16 protein-coding genes are annotated in these 15702 nt (G+C 73.1%); 8 read left to right on the top strand and 8 right to left on the bottom strand.

Annotated features, from left to right (window positions below; translation table 11 throughout):
- Positions 1-4: 4 nt before the first annotated feature.
- The 6 genes from ACZ6SA_RS12440 (at position 5) to ACZ6SA_RS12415 (ending at position 7478) form a co-directional block, all read left to right on the top strand.
- Positions 5-1510, top strand: coding sequence for a serine/threonine-protein kinase (locus ACZ6SA_RS12440; RefSeq protein ID WP_465827881.1), 1506 nt, complete (start codon positions 5-7; stop codon positions 1508-1510).
- A 59-nt stretch (positions 1511-1569) separates the two neighbouring features.
- Positions 1570-2679, top strand: a complete 1110-nt coding sequence (locus ACZ6SA_RS12435) for a DUF5925 domain-containing protein (RefSeq protein ID WP_465827880.1) — start codon at positions 1570-1572, stop codon at positions 2677-2679.
- Between the two features lie 140 nt (positions 2680-2819).
- Positions 2820-3974, top strand: coding sequence for a C39 family peptidase (locus tag ACZ6SA_RS12430; RefSeq protein ID WP_465827878.1), 1155 nt, complete (start codon positions 2820-2822; stop codon positions 3972-3974).
- 4 nt (positions 3975-3978) lie between these two features.
- Positions 3979-5835, top strand: coding sequence for a prolyl oligopeptidase family serine peptidase (locus tag ACZ6SA_RS12425; protein WP_347642977.1), 1857 nt, complete (start codon positions 3979-3981; stop codon positions 5833-5835).
- On the top strand, positions 5832-7094 hold the full coding sequence (locus ACZ6SA_RS12420; RefSeq protein ID WP_347642976.1) for a M20/M25/M40 family metallo-hydrolase: 1263 nt from the start codon (positions 5832-5834) through the stop codon (positions 7092-7094). Before ACZ6SA_RS12425 ends, ACZ6SA_RS12420 begins: the two co-directional genes overlap by 4 nt.
- Before the next feature lie 99 nt (positions 7095-7193).
- The gene (locus tag ACZ6SA_RS12415) at positions 7194-7478 is read left to right on the top strand and encodes a maleylpyruvate isomerase N-terminal domain-containing protein (protein ID WP_465827875.1); all 285 of its coding nucleotides are present in this window, start codon (positions 7194-7196) and stop codon (positions 7476-7478) included.
- A 2-nt stretch (positions 7479-7480) separates the two neighbouring features.
- Here the strand turns inward: ACZ6SA_RS12415 and ACZ6SA_RS12410 are convergent, their stop codons facing one another.
- From ACZ6SA_RS12410 to ACZ6SA_RS12385, 6 genes are all read right to left on the bottom strand, one after another.
- Positions 7481-8446: a hypothetical protein gene (locus ACZ6SA_RS12410; RefSeq protein ID WP_347642974.1), complete on the bottom strand. Its 966-nt coding sequence runs from the start codon at positions 8444-8446 to the stop codon at positions 7481-7483.
- Positions 8443-9309: an ABC transporter ATP-binding protein gene (locus ACZ6SA_RS12405; RefSeq protein ID WP_347642973.1), complete on the bottom strand. Its 867-nt coding sequence runs from the start codon at positions 9307-9309 to the stop codon at positions 8443-8445. The genes ACZ6SA_RS12410 and ACZ6SA_RS12405 overlap by 4 nt, the downstream gene beginning before the upstream one ends.
- Complete coding sequence (locus ACZ6SA_RS12400; protein ID WP_347642972.1) at positions 9306-9698, bottom strand: GntR family transcriptional regulator; 393 nt, start codon at positions 9696-9698, stop codon at positions 9306-9308. The genes ACZ6SA_RS12405 and ACZ6SA_RS12400 overlap by 4 nt, the downstream gene beginning before the upstream one ends.
- Positions 9699-9760: 62 nt before the next feature.
- Positions 9761-10504: a DUF427 domain-containing protein gene (locus tag ACZ6SA_RS12395; RefSeq protein WP_465827874.1), complete on the bottom strand. Its 744-nt coding sequence runs from the start codon at positions 10502-10504 to the stop codon at positions 9761-9763.
- A gap of 52 nt (positions 10505-10556) precedes the next feature.
- Positions 10557-11144: a hypothetical protein gene (locus tag ACZ6SA_RS12390; RefSeq protein WP_465827872.1), complete on the bottom strand. Its 588-nt coding sequence runs from the start codon at positions 11142-11144 to the stop codon at positions 10557-10559.
- A gap of 115 nt (positions 11145-11259) precedes the next feature.
- Positions 11260-11727: an adenylyltransferase/cytidyltransferase family protein gene (locus tag ACZ6SA_RS12385; protein ID WP_347642969.1), complete on the bottom strand. Its 468-nt coding sequence runs from the start codon at positions 11725-11727 to the stop codon at positions 11260-11262.
- Positions 11728-11907: 180 nt separating this feature from the next.
- Here ACZ6SA_RS12385 and ACZ6SA_RS12380 point away from each other — a divergent pair, with 180 nt between their 5' ends.
- A complete protein-coding gene (locus ACZ6SA_RS12380; RefSeq protein ID WP_347642968.1) occupies positions 11908-12369 on the top strand; it encodes an ATP-binding protein in 462 nt (153 codons plus the stop codon).
- Positions 12370-12386: 17 nt separating this feature from the next.
- Here the strand turns inward: ACZ6SA_RS12380 and ACZ6SA_RS12375 are convergent, their stop codons facing one another.
- Together ACZ6SA_RS12375 and ACZ6SA_RS12370 are read right to left on the bottom strand one after the other, a co-directional pair.
- On the bottom strand, positions 12387-13193 hold the full coding sequence (locus tag ACZ6SA_RS12375) for a class I SAM-dependent methyltransferase (RefSeq protein ID WP_347642967.1): 807 nt from the start codon (positions 13191-13193) through the stop codon (positions 12387-12389).
- 54 nt (positions 13194-13247) lie between these two features.
- Positions 13248-14237 (bottom strand): helix-turn-helix transcriptional regulator, encoded by a 990-nt coding sequence (locus ACZ6SA_RS12370; RefSeq protein ID WP_347642966.1) that lies wholly within the window; start codon positions 14235-14237, stop codon positions 13248-13250.
- 77 nt (positions 14238-14314) lie between these two features.
- Between ACZ6SA_RS12370 and thrS the strand changes: the two genes are divergently transcribed.
- Positions 14315-15625, top strand: coding sequence for a threonine--tRNA ligase (thrS, locus tag ACZ6SA_RS12365; protein ID WP_347642965.1), 1311 nt, complete (start codon positions 14315-14317; stop codon positions 15623-15625).
- Positions 15626-15702: the final 77 nt, after the last annotated feature.

The raw sequence follows: 15702 nt of genomic DNA, 5'->3' as shown, positions 1-15702 counted from the left end.
GCCCATGGTGACCCCCCTGACACCGGACGACCCTGCGTCGCTGGGCGATTACCGCCTGGACGGCAGGCTCGGCGAGGGCGGGCAGGGAGTGGTCTACCTCGCCCGCTCCCCCTCCGGCGAGCAGGTCGCGGTCAAGCTGCTCAGCACCGGCGACACCGAGACCAGGGCCAGGCTCGCGCGGGAGCTCGACGCGCTGGCGGGCATCGCCTCCTTCTGCACGGCCCGGGTGCTCGACGTCTCCACCGGCGGGCCACGGCCCTACGTGGTGAGCGAGTACGTGGAGGGCCCCTCGCTGTCCGGCCGGGTGCGCGAGCGCGGCCCGCTGCGGGGCGGCGACCTGGAGCGCCTGATGGTGGGCACGGCCACGGCGCTGGCCGCCATCCACGCGGCCGGGATCGTGCACCGCGACTTCAAGCCGTCCAACGTGCTGCTCGGCCCCGACGGGCCCAGGGTGGTCGACTTCGGCATCGCCAGGGCGGAGGGAACGGCGACCATGACCTCCGGCCTGATCGGCACGCCCGCCTACCTGGCGCCCGAGCAGATCAACGGCACTCCCGCGGCTCCGGCCTCCGACGTCTTCGCGTGGGCCGCCTCCATGCTGTACGCGGCCACGGGCACGAGCCCGTTCGGGGCCGACACCGTCCCCGCCGTGCTGCACCGGGTGCTGCACGCCGAGCCGGACCTGTCGCCCCTGCCGCCGCGCCTGCGCGGGCTGATCGCGTCCTGCCTGTCCAAGGACCCCGCGCACCGTCCGTCGGCGCAGCAGCTCATGGTGTCCCTGGTCAACCCCGACCGCCCGGCCCGACCGCTCGCGCGGGGAGCGCCTTCCGCCGGCCCGCCACCGCGCACCGGCCACGACCACACCGGCCCCACGGGGCCGCCGCCCGGCAGCGGGGAGACCACGCGCGAGGGGCGGCGCCCCCGCACGCGTGCTCTGCTGATCGGCGCGACGGCGGTCGCGGTCGCCGCCGCCGCGGCCACCACCACGGCCCTGCTCGTACGCCCCCCGCTCGCGGAGGGCGACCGCTCGCCCACGGCCACCCCTCCCACGCGGTCGCCGGCCGCCGGATCGCCGTCGCAGAACCGGCCGCCGGACAGCCCGTCGCCCGCCGGATCCAGCACCGCGTCCGCCGGCGCGACACCCACCGGGTCCGAGCCCTCACCCCGTGCGGGCCTGCGGATCCCGGCCCGCTTCGAGGGCGTCTGGACGGGCCGTACGACCAGCACCAACCCGATGGACCCCGACGACAACGAGAACACGGTGGAGTTGGAGGAGGGCGAGTCCACCGCCAGGTGGCGGGAACGCGACGGCGACGACGACTGCAGGGGCACCATCACCCTGACCAAGGTGGAGGAGACCCGGCTGACCTTCGCCCTGGGCCAGAACGAGGGCGGTTGCGTCCCCGGCACCATCGTGCTGGCGCTGGAGGGCGACTCGCTCGCCTATACCTGGCGCGACGTCCCCGGCCTCGATCTCATCTCGCAGACGGGTACCCTCGACAAGGAATGACCACTTCTCCTCCCGGAAACCCTTCGACATCCGACGACCCTGCGGAGATCATTACCGATATGTCAGTGATCAGGGAGGTGCCGTTCCCCAGCCCCGGCGCCGCAGGGCTGCCGATGAACATCTGCATCGACGACGCCGACTCCGCCATCGACCTCATCGACGCCCTGGCGCTGTCGCCGTTCGCGACGGGCGCGCAGCCCTGGTCCCGGCTGGCCAACCTGGAGCGCGTACGCCCTGAGGCCACGCTCAGCCCCGCCGAAGGCCGCGTGCTGCGCACGGCGCGGGTCGAGGACGGCCCGGAGTCGCGGCTCATCGGCGGCGACGGCTGGACGCTGCGCGTCGTGCGCCACCGCGACCGCACGGCCATGGTCAGCGTGACGGCGGTGAGCGAGGAACTGGCCAAGTCGGTGCTCCACGAGGCCATCGACGGCGCCGAAGAGGCGATGCCGGACGTCGACCACGTCGAGATGGGCTTCTGGTGGCGCGGCACGCACGGCGGCACCCGCTCGGAGCGGCCGATCACGGCACAGCCGTGGGACGAGATCAGCGCCAACTACTCCGGAAAGGTGCGCGGGTCCCTCGACAAGCTGATGTCCGTCACGCCCTCCGACGTGAACGGCCGGCTCATCCTCCTGCACGGCCGGCCGGGCACCGGCAAGACCACGCTGCTGCGCACGCTGGCCAAGCAGTGGCACGACTGGTGCCAGGTCGACTGCGTGCTCGACCCCGAGCGGCTGTTCAACGAGCCGGGCTACCTGATGGAGGTGGCGGTCGGCTACGACACCGACGAGGACGCCCAGCGCTGGCGGCTGCTCGTCCTGGAGGACTGCGACGAGCTGATCAGCGCCGGCGCCAAGGCCCAGGCGGGTCAGGGTCTGTCGCGCCTGCTCAACCTGACGGACGGCCTGCTCGGCCAGGGCCGCGACGTTCTGGTGGCGATCACCACGAACGAAGACCTCGCCCGCCTCCACCCCGCCGTCGTACGCCCGGGCCGCTGCCTGGCGCAGCTCGAGGTGGGGCCGCTGAGCAGGGACGAAGCGATCGCGTGGCTCGGCACGCCGCAGGGCGTCGGCCCGTCGGGGGCGACGCTCGCGGAGCTGTACGCGCTCCGCGCGGGCCGGGAGCTCCCCCACTCCTCCGGCGACGACTCCACGGGCCTCTACCTCTGACCGCCGGGCCGCGCACCCGTTCAGGACAGGCAGGTGCGCGGTGTCCCCCGGTCCGGCGCGGTTCCGCCCGCCGAGGAGGGCCGGGCCGGTACGTAAACCATCCGATGTGCGACACGGGGTGCGAAACCACAATATGGGTGGTGCTCACCGTCGACCTGTCCCCCGTGGCCTTCACCCGCTTCAGATTGCCCGACACGGGACCCGACGCAGGGCCCGACGCCGACGCGGGGCCGCACATCTGGATCGGTGAGGAGCACCCGATCGGTTTCGCCGCCACGCAGCTCGTGCCCTCGTGGACCGCTCGCACCCCGCCGGGCACGTGGATCGAGATCGCGCTGCGCGCCACGACCGCGTCCGGCGCCCGCACCAAGTGGTACGTCATGGGCCGCTGGTCCGAGCACGGCGATCCGCGCACCTCGGTACCCGGCCAGGGCGACGGGGACGGCGACGTGGCGGTGGACACCTTCGTCGCCAGGCGTCCCGTCGTGGCCTGCCAGCTGCGCGTCACCCGGCACGGCGAGGGCGCCCGCGTCACCGGCCTGGGCGTGATGGCCTCGGCCCTGCCCCAGCACCCGCACTCCCCGGCCGCCGCCGCGCCGGGCACCGGCGGCGGGGTGGGGACCGGCGGCGAGGCTGGGGCCGGCGGCGGGGTGAGGGCCTGCGGCGGGGCGGGGGCCGTCGAACTGGCGGTGCCCGGGCACTCGCAGTACGCGCACGCCGGGCACCACCCGCGCTGGGACGGCGGGGGCGCCAACTGGTGCAGCCCCGCCTCGGTGGCCATGGTGCTCGGCTTCTGGGGCCGCGGCCCCGGCCAGGAAGAGCTGGCCTGGGTCGGGACGGACGACCCCGCGCCGACGGTGGACCACGCGGCCGTGGGCGTGTACGACGAGAGCTACCAGGGCACCGGCAACTGGCCGTTCAACGTCGCGTACGCGGGCCGGTACGGGCTGGCCGGCTTCGTGACGCGGCTGCGGTCGGCGGCGGAGCTGGAGCGGTTCGTACGGGCCGGGATCCCCGTGATCACGTCCCAGTCGTTCAAGGCGCACGAGCTGCCCGGCTCCGGCTACTCCACGAACGGGCACATCATGGTCGTGACGGGTTTCACCGCCGGGGGCGACGTCGTCGTGAACGACCCTGCCGCGCCCGCCGAGGCCGAGGTCCGCCGGGTCTATCCGCGGGCCGCGTTCGAGCGCGTGTGGCTCAGGAGCCCCAGGAGCGGCGGCAGCGGCGGCATCGTGTACATCCTCCACCCACCCGATCATCCCCTTCCTCCCTGTATGAATGGTAATTGGTGAATATATGAGTATTCGTCCGATCGATGTGGCCCGTACCGACGGCGGCCCCCAGTGGGTGGAGGCGGTGGCCACGCCCTCAGGCACCGAGGTCTGGTGGGACGAGCCCCGCCCGCACGAGGGCGGCAGGCGCTGCGTGGTGCGCCGCCTGCCGGACGGCTCCCGCGTGGACGTCCTGCCGCCCGGCTGGAACGCGCGCAACCGGGTGGTCGAGTACGGAGGCCGCTCCTGGCGCCCGCTGCCCGGCGGCGGCCTCGTCTTCACCAACTGGGCCGACCAGCGCCTCTACCGCCTCGACCCGGGTGGGGACCCGGTGGCGATCACTCCCGTGGGTACGTACCGTTACGCGGACCTGTACCTGCCCCCGGGACGTGAGGAGGTGTGGGCGGTCAGGGAGACGGACGACGTGCGGGACCTGGTGGCGGTGCCGCTGGACGGCGGCCGGACCAGAGTCATCGTCAAAGCCCACCATTTCCTGATGAATCCTCGGATTTCACCCAACGGCCGGCAGGTCGCATGGATCGGCTGGGACCACCCCAACATGCCCTGGGACGGCACCGAGCTCTGCGTGGCCGAACTGCGCGCGGACGGCACGGCCGGCCCTCACCGGGTGGTGGCGGGGGGCCCGCGCGAGTCGGTCGCCCAGGCCGAGTGGCGCGACGACGCCGCCCTGTACGCGGTCACCGACCCCACCGGCTGGTGGAACGTGCACCTCGTACCCGCCGGCGGCGGGCCGGGCCGCAACCTCACGCCGCTGGAGCTGGAGTTCGGCGGCGCGGCGTGGAAGCCGGGCATGACCTACCTGGCGCTCGCGGAGGACGGTGACCTGGTCGTCGTGTACGGCACCGCCGACCGCCGCCGCCTGGGCGTGCTGGACTCAGAGACGGGCGACCTGCGCGAGATCGGCGGCGGGGCCACCCACTGGTCCTCGACCGTGTCGGTGGCGGGCGGCAAGGTCGCGGCGGTGCGCGCGACGCCGTACACGCCGCTGGAGGTGGCGCTGGTCGGCCTCGACGGCGCGTACGAGATCGTGTCGGCGCCCAAGCCGCTGCCGGACGGGGACCTGCTGCCCACGCCGGAGGCGATGACGATCGAGGGCGTGCACGCGCACCTCTACCCGCCGTCGGGGGCCACCGGCCCGAGCCCGTACGTGATCTTCGTGCACGGCGGGCCGACCGGGCACCTGCCGATCGTGCTCGACCTGGAGATCGCCTACTTCACCAGCAGGGGCATCGGCGTGGCCGTGGTGAACTACGGCGGCTCGACCGGCTACGGCCGGGCCTACCGGGAGCGGCTGCGCCACCAGTGGGGCGTGGTCGACGTGCAGGACTGCGCCAAGGTGGCCCGTGGCCTGGTGGAGCTGGGCCGGGCCGACGCGTCGCGGATCGCCGTCCGCGGCGGCAGCGCCGGGGGCTGGACCACGGTGGCGGCGCTCGTCCACAGCGACGTGTTCGCGGGCGGGGTCGCGCACTACGCGATCACCGACCCGGAGAGCTGGGCCGCGGAGACGCACGACTTCGAGTCGCGCTACCTGGACGGCCTGGTGGGGCCGCTGCCCGAGACGCGGCAGCGCTACACCGAGCGTTCGCCGCTGCTGAACGCCGCCCGCGCGTCGGGCCCGTGCCTGATGTTGCACGGCCTGGAGGACGCGATCGTGGACGTCGGGCAGGCGGAGCGGTTCACCGCCGAGCTGGACCGGCACGGCAAGGCGTGGGCCCTGCTGACGTTCCCTGGCGAGCAGCACGGCTGGCGCAGGGAAGAGACCATCGTCGCGGTGCTGGAGGCCGAGCTGGCCTTCTACGGGCTGATCTTCGACCTGGAGACGCCCGAGGTGCCGCCGTTGACGCTTAAGGGGAGAGCATGAAGAGCGTTGCCGAGATCTGCTCGGATCTGATCAGGTTCGACACCACCAATCCGGGTTCGGGTGAGCGGCCCGCCGCCGAGTACGTCGCCACCCTGCTGGCCGACGCCGGGCTGGAGCCCGTGGTGTTCGAGTCGGCGCCGAAGCGGACCACCGTCGTGGCCAGGATCGACGGCGACTCCCCCGACGCGCTGCTCATCCACGGCCACCTCGACGTCGTGCCCGCCGACCCGGCCGAGTGGCGGATGCACCCGTTCTCCGGGGAGATCGTGGACGGCTGCGTGTACGGCCGGGGCGCGGTCGACATGAAGGGCTCGTGCGCGATGACCCTCGCGACCGTGCTCGACCTGGCGGCGCGGGGAGTGCGCCCGAAGCGTGACCTGGTGCTGGCCTTCCTCGCCGACGAGGAGGCGACGGGGGACTTCGGCTCGCGGCACGCCGTCACCGAGCACCGCGAGCTGTTCGACGGCGTCACGGAGGCGATCAGCGAGTCGGGCGGCTTCAGCGTGGCCTCCGGCCGGCACCGGGTCTACCCGATCGCGGTGGGCGAGCGCGGCACCGCCTGGATGCGGCTCACCGCGCACGGCGTGGCCGGCCACGGCTCCCGCCCCGCCGTGGACAACCCGGTCGCGACGATGGCGCACGCCCTGTCGCGGGTGGCCTCCCACCAGTGGCCGGTACGCCTGACGCCGCCGGTCGCGGCGCTCATCGAGCACCTGTCGGAGATCACCGGGCAGCGCATCGACCTCGACCGGCTGGACGAGGAGGCCGCGCGGCTGGGGCCGCTGGGCAGCCTGTTCAAGGGCCAGATCCGCAACTCCGCGAACCCGACCATGCTGGACGCCGGCTACAAGGTCAACGTGGTGCCCTCGACCGCCGGGGCGCACGTGGACGGGCGGTACCTGCCGGGGCTGCGCGAGGAGTTCCTGGAGACGGTCGACGCGCTGCTCGGGCCGAAGATCACCCGCGAGTTCGTCAACCTGGAGGACGCGCCCGCCGCGCCTTACCCGTCGGCGTTCTTCGACGAGCTGGCGGGCTCGCTCATGGCGGAGGACCCGCTCGCGCGGCCGGTGCCGTACGTGATGGCCGGCGGCACGGACGCGAAGTCGTTCGCGCGGATCGGCATCGAGGGGTACGGCTTCGCGCCGCTCATGCTCCGGCCCGACCTCGACTATTTCGGGATGTTCCACGGCAAGGACGAGCGGGTGCCGGTGGAGGGGCTGGAGTTCGGCACCCGGGTGCTCGCCCGCCTGATCGCCTGAGCCGCCCGGCGGCCGCCGCACGTTTCCGGATACCCATATAATGGAACAAAGCATTCCGTTCTGATATCATGGAGCGACCACGGCGAAGGGGGCTCACCGATGAGCGGCATCACGACCAGCGGCTGGGATGTTCTGGACGCTTCGCACGAGGCGCTGCGCGAGGTCGTCAGCGCCGCCCCCGAGGGCGGCTGGGATCTCCCGACGCCCTGCGCGGGCTGGAGCGTCACCCAGGTCTTCCGGCACGCGGCCGGTGACCAGATCGTCGAGCCGCTGCGCGCCTGGGGCGCGTACGCGGCGGCTCTGGAGACCGAGCCTGGCGGCGACGAGGTCGCCGTCCTTCTCCGCTACCTCGGCCGCGACCCCCGCTGGGCGCCCTCCTCCTGAGTTCAGGCGGCGTGGCGGAGGGTGCGGCGGACGGTGAGGCCGGCGAGGGCCGCCGAGACGAGCACCAGGATGCCCGCCTCCGTCCACTGGAAACGCCAGAACCGGGACGGCGGATGGTAGTACACGGCGTACCTGTATCCCTTGCCGAACAGGCACGCCTGCCACGCCTCCGCGTTCCGGCTGCCGCGCCCCGCGTCCAGGCGGCGCGGGCAGCCGCTCGCGGCGCCCGGCTCGGCGACCTCCCGTCCCGACGGATCGACCCAGGACGCGCTGACCAGCCGGGCGTCGGTGTCGTCGAGGACCACCGTGCCGGTCAGCTCCACGCGCGCGGGCTCGGCGTAATGGTCGCTGACCCCGAACAGGGTGAACATCGTCGCCGCCACCACGGCCACGGCCAGCGCCATCGCCGGGAGCGTACGCCGGAAGAAGGCCCCCGCCGCGGTGCCGAGCACGAACGCGAACAACCACCACGCGGCCGGCGCCACCCCGACCATGTTGAAGACGCCGACGTTGCCGAAAGACGAGTCGATCCCCTCCCTGAACACCGGGCGCCACAGGCTCACCATGAGCGACAGCAGCAGACCGCCCACCACGACCGCGCCGCCCAGCACCGACAGCTTGACGGCCAGCCACCGCCACGCGGGCACGGACTGGGTCCAGGCGAGCCGGTGGGTGCCGCGCTCGTACTCGCGGCCGAGCAGGGGGGCGCCCCAGAACGCCCCGATCAGCGCGGGCAGCACCAGCGGCATCCAGCCGAACACGGAGTAGACCGCGTCGTACCGCCGCCCCAGCGCCACCTCCAGGTCCGCGCACGCCGCGCCGGGGCCGGGACAGCCGGGCGCGGCGTGGCCGGCGACGTACAGCCCGGCCTCCACGGCGGAGCCCAGCAGGAGCAGCCCCAGCAGCGCGAGGAAGCCGGCCGTCACGAGCAGTTGCGCCCGGTGCTGGCGCCAGGTCAGCCAGATCACGTGTCCACCCCCACGGGCCCCGGCAGGGCGGCCGACTCGGGGCTGCGCAGGTAGCCCATGACCAGTTCCTCCAGCCCCGCAGGCCGGGCCTGCCAGCGCGGGTCGAGCGCGGGCGCGCCGCGTACGAGCAGGGTGGCCTGCCGTCCCGCCAGGCCTCCGCCCACCACCTCCACGTCGCCGGCCGGCCGATCGGCCAGGGCCCCGGCCAGCTCGGCGGGACCCGTGAGCACGAGGTGATCGGCCAGCAGGTCGTCGATGTCGCCGCTGACCTGCAGCCGCCCGCCGTTCAGCACGATGAGCCAGTCGCAGGTCTCCTCCAGGTCGGAGACGACATGAGAGGACAGCAGCACGGTCAGCTCCCGCTCGGCCACCTCTCCCATGAGGGCGCGCATCACGTCGTGCCTGGCGAGGGGGTCGAGGTTGGCCAGCGGCTCGTCCAGCACGAGCAGGTCGGGCCGTCTGGCCAGCGCCAGCGTGAGCGCCACCTGCGCGCGCTGCCCGCCCGAAAGACGGCCCGCCTTCCTGTCGAGCGGGATGCCGAGCGCGCCGAGCCGGTCGCGGGCGCCCTGATCATCCCAGCGGGTGTTCATCCTGTGGCCGAAGGAGAGCATCCCGGCGACGGTGAAACCGTCGTACAGCGGCTTGTCCTGCGCCACGAACGCCACCTCGCCCGCCACGCCGACGCTCCCCCGCGCCGGCCGCAGCAGCCCGACGGCGGCGTGCATGAGCGTGGACTTGCCCGCACCGTTCGGCCCCACGAGCGCGGCCACGCGCCCGGCGGGGACCGCCAGCGAGCAGTCGCGCAACGCCCAAGTACGGCGGTAACGCACGCCGAGCCCGGTCGCCTCGAGCACAGGGCTCATGCCGCCCCCTCCTTCGCGGCATCGGCCAGGACCACGGTGAACAGCGCCCGCAGGTCGTCCTGGTCGAGCCCGGCCGCGCGCGCCTCGCGCACCCACTCCTCCAGGCCGCGCCGCAAGCGGGTGTGCTCGGCGAGCGTCGGGCCCGCGATCCCCCTGCGCACGAACGTCCCCATGCCGGGCCGGCCCTCGACCAGGCCCTCGCGCTCCAGCTCGCGGTAGGCCTTGAGCACGGTGTTGGGGTTGATCGCCAGGTGCTCGACCACCTCGCGCGCGGTCGGCAGCTGGTCACCCGGCCGCAGCGTGCCGAGCCTGAGCGCCTGCCTGACCTGGTGGACGAGCTGCAGGTAGGTCGACACCCCCGACCCTCGGTCCAGCTGAAACTCGATCACTACAACACCCTTTCACTATTCGAATAGTGAAAGGGTGTTGTACGAGATCGTGATCTGTCAACTCAGGCGAACTTGGTCTTGGGACGCTCCTGCAGCTCCCCGTCGAGGTAGATGTCGAGCTTCTCGTCGTAGAAGGCGATCAGCCCGGCGACCCGCTCGCTCTCGGGCAGCGGTGTCCGGTAGGACCAGGCGAGGTCCTCCTTGCCGTTGACCGACCAGTATTCGGCCGTGCCCTTGTACGGGCAGTGCGTGACCGTGCCGGTGGGCTCCAGCAGGTCGAGCCGGACGTCCGGCTTCGGCAGGTAGTAGCGGGCCGGCAGCCCCGTCTCGAAGAGGATGTGCGGGCTGCGGGAGTCGGCCACGGTCACCCCGTCCACCTCGACGCGCACGTGCCGCGAGCTCGGCAGGATGTCCACCCGGGTGTACGGGTCGCGCGGGTGGAAGAAGACCTCCTCGTCCTCCTCGAACCAGGCGTCCATGGCCTCCCACCGGAAGCGCACGTGGCCGCGGATCTCCTCCAGCGGGGAGTATTGGTAGACCAGCGCCGCGCCGGGGACCTCCCTGGCGCCCGCGGTGACCGTGTGCACCAGTCCGTCGCCCCTGCTCGGCGAGTGCTCGGCCGTGCCGGCCGGCTTGAGCGCCGACTCGTCGACGTCGGCCAGCGGGAAATAGTAGGCCGGATAGTAGGGGACCTCCCACACCAGCAGGGCGGAGGCGGTGTCGGCCACCACCCGGCCGCCGAGGTAGGTCCGCACCCGTTTGGCCGTGCGCTCGACGCGTACCCGGCCGCGTTTCGTGGCATCCATGCTCGCGGCAACCGCCGCGGGCACCCCGCTATTCCGCGATCATCCCCGGTGATCAGCGCAGGCCGAACGCGGCCAGCGTGGCCCACGTCACCAGCGCCCCCACCGCCGTGCCCGCCACCACCTGCGGCCAGGTGTGGTGCGTCAGGCGCACCCTGGCCCAGCACACCAGCGCCACCACGGCGGCGCCGGCGACCGCGGCCGGCCAGGAGGCCAGCACGTGCGCGAGCACCACCACCGTGCCCGCGCAGACGGCGGCGTGGAAGGAGATCTTCCAGCGCAGCGTGATCGGCACGGTCACCGCCAGCGCGGCCAGCATCGCGGTGACGGTGGCGACGAGCAGCCTGGGCGCGCCCATGAGGACCAGCAGCGCCAGCGCCACCAGCACAGCCGCCACCGCGGCCAGCAGCGGGCGCGTGCGGCGGGCGCGGTCGACGATGTGGTGCGAGTCGAGCCGCCCCGAGCGCACGCCGACCGCGATCACCGCCGCCGGCACTCCCCCGCAGAACGCCGAGGCCACCAGGCCCCACGCCGCCCCGCTCCAGCCCTGCGCGAGCAGGCCCACGAGTGGCGGCATGACGATGACCAGCACCTGCGGTGCCAGCAGGTTGGTCACCTGTCTCGCCACGAGGTCACCCGTCATGACAGCCAAGATTACGCGATCATGGCGCGCGGCCCCGGCGACATGCCCGCCGGCCGGCCCGCACGCGCCGCCGGCTGCCCGCGCGCCACGCCCGCCCGGGCGGCAGGGCCCGCGATCAGCCCTTTCCCGCGGCGTTCACGATGCGGGTGGTCGAGCGGCCGGGGATGGCGTCCATCTCCCAGCACTCCGCGCCCAGGATCGCCGCGGCGGCGGCCCGCGCGCCCGCGTGCGGGTCGCCCGCCGTGTGCGCGAGCGCGCCCGGCCGCATCGGGACGAGCAGGTCGATGTAGTCCTCAGGCCCGTGCGCCTCGGGCGGCCCCGTCACGATGAACACCCCGGTCACGAAGCGGAGGGCGGCCAGCACCTCGGCGCGTTCGGCCGCCGGGTTGAGCGGCCTGCTGGGGCCCTTCCAGGCCCGCACCCGCGGATCGTCCTCGACGCCCACGACCAGCGGCAGCCCGCGCTCGGCCACCGCTCCCAGATAGCGCACATGGCCCACGTGCAGGATGTCGAAGACGCCGGTCACGACCGCCGCACCCGGCCGGTCGTACGGCCGCACCCAGACGGCATCCAGGCTGTTCACGCCACCTCCTCGCACGCTGCGCTCCCCCGGGGTCTGGACGACTCGTCGATCGCAGCGTACTCGGTCGCCGCCGGAGGTAGCGCAGGCGACCTTGGGAAAGCCCATTCCTACCTTTTCGCGATAATCTCCAGCACCCCCCTTGCGCGTCTCATAAGGTCACCGGATTTGGGGGAGGTCGCCGTGGCACCGCCGGACTCGCACCGCGTCGATGGGACCGAGGAGAGCGATCCGCCCGCCGGCCACGATCTCGTGGCCCGGCTGCCGGGAAGCCCCTCCCAGGTCTCCAGGGCCAGGAGCCTCGTGACGGACGCGCTCGGCCGCGACCATCCGCTCCACGACGACGTCGTGCTGCTGACCAGCGAGCTGGCCACGAACGCGGTGCTGCACAGCCGGTCCGGCGCCGGGGGGTCGTTCACGGTGACCGTGACGCGCTCGGACACGCTGGTGCGGGTGTTCGTGGCGGACGCCGGGTCGGAAGGGCCTCCCTGCGCATGCCGTACGAGTGCGCAGGCGACCAGCGGCCGGGGCCTGCCGCTGATCGAGGCGCTCAGCCACCGCTGGGGTTTCACCCGCGAGGCCGGTTCGACGACCGTCTGGTTCGAGCTGCTCCAGGCTCGCGTGGCCGCGGGGCTGGCCGTCTAGGCCGTGGGAACGATGTCTCAGCTTCCCGGGACGCCGGGTCGGTAGTGCCAGACGAATTCCAGCCAGGGCGGCGCCACCGCCATGAAGTGCTCCCAGCTTCCCGGCTCGGCGTCGTGGGCGCCACCGCGGACCTCGGAGAGCAGCCTCAGCACGAAGCCCTCCCCGGTCAGGCTGTTGACGATCCGGCCCAACGTCTGCGTGTATTCCCTGGGTTCGCGGACGATGCGGCCCGACGGCGTGCGGTCGTAGACCCAGTCCTGGTCGGGATAGGACGTCATGGCCTCGTCGGCGTAGGGCTGCCGGAGCGTGTAACCCTCCCCGTTCCACGACTCGTGCGTGAGCCCGGAGAAGAACGGGTTGGCGCACATCAGGTAGTAGTGGCCGCCCGCGGCCACGACTCTCGCGACCTCGCGGAAGACGATCCGGGAGTCGGGGACGAACGTCAGCGAGTACGGATGCCAGACCAGGTCGAACGTGGAGCCGGCGAAGGCCGACAGATCCCGCATGTCCCCTTGGACGGTGCGGACGCCGACGCCGTGGTGCTCGGCGGCCGAGCGATCACGCGCGAGCTGCCCCGGCGAGATGTCGAGCACCGTCACGTCGGCCCCGAGCAGGGCGAAGGCCGCGGACTGCTGCCCGCCTCCCCCGGCCAGGCAGAGCACCTTCCTGCCCGCCAGGTCGCCGGGAAGGCCCAGCCTCTCCAGGCCCAGGTAGTCGCGGGCCTTCTCCGCGTCCAGGTCGAGCATGGGGCGGGTGAACAGGGCGTCCGCCCGCACCAGGGCTTCCCAGCGTTCCCGGTTGTAGCGGTGGACGTCATCCTGCACGGCGATCACCCTTCCACAGCCCTCCGGGCGATCGCCACTCCTTAATCTCCCGGACTATTTCCCTGACGCATCCCGCACGTCGAGGCGGCACAGGCCCTCGGCGAGAGCCTTGGTGGTCAGGCGGGTGCGGCTGTCGCAGCCCAGCTTGGCGAAGATGTGCTCCAGGTGGGTGGTGACCGTGCGGACGCTGAGCACGAGCGCGGCGGCGATCTGCGGGTTGGAGTCGCCCGCGGCCACCCTGGTGAGCACGTCCACCTCCCGGCCCGTGAGGTCGTAGGGCAGCGGGCACGGGCGCTCGGCGGCGACGGCGCCCTGCAGCGCGCCCTGGAACCCGACGCCCGCCCTGAGCAGCCGCAGCTCGTGCCATCCGCCGGCGCCGTCGAGCCAGAGCCCGTGCCTGCTCAGCTCGCGCGAGTCGATGAACGCGCGGGCGAAGGCGGCCATGGCCGGGTCGTCCCGCAGCGCGGGCGAGATCTCGCGCCCAGGAACCTCGCGCCGGGCGCCGAGCCGGTCGAAGGCGACCGCGCGGAAGTCGGCCGGCAGCCCCACCGGGTCGATCACGCACCGGGTCAGGTCGGTGACGTGGGCCAGCATGGGGCACACGGCGGCCACGAGCGCTTTCGTACGGCCCGGGAAGTCGCGACGGGACACCAGGTGCAGCAGCCCCGTGTAGCGGTCGCCGCCGAGGAACAGCGGCGCGGTCAGGCCGGCCCGCCACCCGTAGGGGGCCAGATGGCGCCGGAAATAGCGCTCGGTGCCCGGCTCGGGCATGCCGACCGGCGCTCTGGTGGCCAGCGCCCTGCGGTAGGCCTCCAGCCCGGCGTACTCCTCCGCCGCGTCGCGGTGGATGCGCGGGTGCCCGTCGGACACGACGCTCTGGTGCCGCCCGGTGGCGGGGTCGAACGCGACGAACTCGTAGGCGTCGAGCGGGACCACGCGGCGCAGCGCGGCCATCGCGGCGCACGCGCCGCCGCCGCCCGCGACCTGGTAGCCGACCTCGGCGAACACCTGCAGCTGGCGAACGTCCAGGGTGATCTCGGCCACGGCCTCTTTATATCATTTGCCATTCCTTGGGATTCTCGTGAAGGTTTTCTTCACGAGAATGCCGGAGGCTGCGCCGGATGTTATGGTCGTCGCATGCAGCGCGCTCTCGTCACGACGACGCCGGACCCCGTCCCGGCGCGCTGATTCCATGCTTCCCGGGCGGACGCCCGGGAACGCGGTCGTTCGCCCTTTCCACGCAAAGGACGATCATGAACGACCACCGCAGGCTCGGCCGCGAGCTGGGCATCTTCGACACCGACCCGCTGATCGGCTCCGGCCTGCCCTGCTGGCTGCCGGCGGGCGCGGCCGTGCGCAAGGCCGTCGAGGACTACGTCCACGAGCTCGAACGCCGCAACGGCTACCAGCACGTCAACTCCCCCGTGCTCGGCAAGCGCGAGCTGTACGAACGGTCGGGACACTGGGCGCACTACGCCGACGACATGTTCCCGCCCATGAACGTGGGCGGCGAGGAGTTCGTGCTGCGGCCCAGCCTGTGCCCGCACCACGCGCTCATCTACCGCTCGCGCGGGCGCAGCCGCCGGGACCTGCCCCTGCGCCTGGCTGAGCTGGGCGGGATGTACCGCTCGGAGCTGTCCGGCGTGCTCGGCGGGCTGACCAGGGTGCGCGCCATCCAGCTCAACGACGGCCACGTCTTCTGCGCTCCCGAGCAGGCCGCCGCCGAGGTGTCGGCCTCGCTCGACCTGATCGAGGCCGCGCACGCCCAGCTCGGCGTCCGGGCCGCCCGCTACCGGCTGTCGCTGCGGGGCGAGGGCGACAAGTTCGTGGACGACCCCGCCATGTGGGCGCGGGCGGAGGCGGTGCTGCGCGAGGTGCTGAAGGAGCGCGGGCGCGACTACGACGAGGAACGGGGCGAGGGCGCCTTCTACGGGCCGAAGATCGACATCCAGATCGCCGACCCGGCCGGCCGCGAGACAACCCTGTCCACCGTCCAGGTCGACTATTTCCAGCCGCAGCGCTTCGACCTGAGCTACGCCGGCGGCGAGCGGCCCGTCATGGTGCACCGCAGCGTCGTGGGCGGCATCGAGCGCCTGGTCGCGCACCTCATCGAGATACACGGCGGGGCGTTCCCCGCCTGGCTGGCGCCCGTTCAGGCCGTGGTGCTGCCGCTGTCCGACGCGGAGTCGCCCGCCGCCGAGTCGGTGCTGCGGCGCTGCCTGGCCGCCGGGCTGCGGGCGGAGCTGGTGCCCGCCGGGCGGGGCAGTCTCGGGGCCAGGATCCGGGCGCACCGGCTGGTGCCGTACCAGCTGGTCGTGGGGCCGCGCGAGGCGGCGGACGGCGGGATCGCGGTGCGGCGGCGGGACGGCAGCCAGGCCGGTGACGTGCCCGTCGAGCGGCTGGCGGCCGATTCGCGCCCCTTGTACGGATAGCGGAAACCAAATAGGTAACGGCCCCTTCCCAGATCAAGTAAGCGACTCGTAAAGTCCCTGCAACGCGCCCTGTCGGG

The organism is Nonomuraea sp. NPDC049378 (assembly GCF_055586745.1).
This window is presented reverse-complemented; position numbering and strand designations above follow the sequence as displayed.